At 57.9% G+C, this 694-nt stretch carries 1 protein-coding gene; it reads left to right on the forward strand.

From position 1 onward, the window contains the following. Nucleotides 1–150: 150 nt before the first annotated feature. Nucleotides 151–694: recombination-associated protein RdgC (gene rdgC / locus DBR24_RS34640; RefSeq protein ID WP_371921390.1), on the forward strand; the 544-nt coding region annotated here is incomplete at its 3' end.

The raw sequence follows: 694 nt of genomic DNA on the forward strand, positions 1-694 counted from the left end.
GTGTGGCGCGCATTCTACGGAGCGACCCAACCTCTGGCAAGCACTTTTTTAAATAATTTTCTCAGGCCTTCCAAAGGCTTAGAGAAGGGTTGGCCTACGGCACGGCGAAGACAATAATGCCCCCCTTTGTATAAAGGAGAGACTCACCCCATGTGGTTCAAAAACCTGCTTATCTATCGCCTGACCCAAGACCTGCCTGTCGACGCCGAGGCGCTGGAAACTGCACTGGCCACCAAACTGGCGCGTCCATGTGCAAGCCAGGAGTTGACCACCTACGGTTTCGTCGCGCCGTTCGGCAAAGGCGAAGATGCTCCACTGGTGCACGTCAGCGGTGATTTCCTGCTGGTTGCTGCACGTAAAGAAGAACGCATTCTGCCGGGCAGCGTCGTGCGTGACGCCGTCAAGGAAAAGGTTGAAGAGATCGAAGCCGAGCAGATGCGCAAGGTCTATAAGAAGGAACGCGATCAAATCAAGGATGAAATCATCCAGGCCTTCCTGCCGCGCGCGTTCATTCGTCGCTCGTCGACCTTCGCCGCCATCGCGCCGAAACAGGGTCTGATTCTGGTCAACTCGGCCAGCCCGAAGCGCGCCGAAGACCTGCTCTCCACCCTGCGTGAAGTGCTCGGCACCCTGCCCGTCCGTCCGCTGACCGTGAAAACCGCGCCGACCGCCGTGATGACCGAATGGGTCACCA

The organism is Pseudomonas sp. HMWF006 (genome assembly GCF_003061205.1).
Lineage (GTDB): Bacteria > Pseudomonadota > Gammaproteobacteria > Pseudomonadales > Pseudomonadaceae > Aquipseudomonas > Aquipseudomonas monsensis.